General features: G+C 62.9%; 1 pseudogene. It reads right to left on the reverse strand.

Annotated elements, in window-relative coordinates:
- A pseudogene (locus tag AB9K34_RS12595) lies at window positions 1-329 on the reverse strand (transposase); the annotation flags it as partial.

Below are 329 nucleotides of genomic sequence, written 5' to 3' on the forward strand. Positions count from 1 at the left end.
GCATGGGGATGACAGGCACGACGTTGCGCGCCTCCATGGTTTTGCGAACGTTGTCAGAGTCATAGCCGCGATCTGCGAGCAGGACGGACGGCTCGGGCAGGTTATCGGCCATGACCAGATCGAAGCCCAGGTAGTCCGATCTCTGCCCCGGCGTGATCTCCGACCTCATGGGCAGGCCGACGCCGTTACCGCGGAGGTGGATCTTGGTCGTGAAGCCACCCCTTGAACGGCCGAAACCCTGTCGCGGAGTCCCCCTTTAGCGCCCGCTGCCTGATGATGGGCGCGAACTACGGTGCTGTCTATCATTTGCAGGGCATCGGGAACCAGCC

The sequence above is a fragment of the Sedimentitalea sp. XS_ASV28 genome, assembly GCF_041224545.1.
Lineage (GTDB): Bacteria > Pseudomonadota > Alphaproteobacteria > Rhodobacterales > Rhodobacteraceae > Sedimentitalea.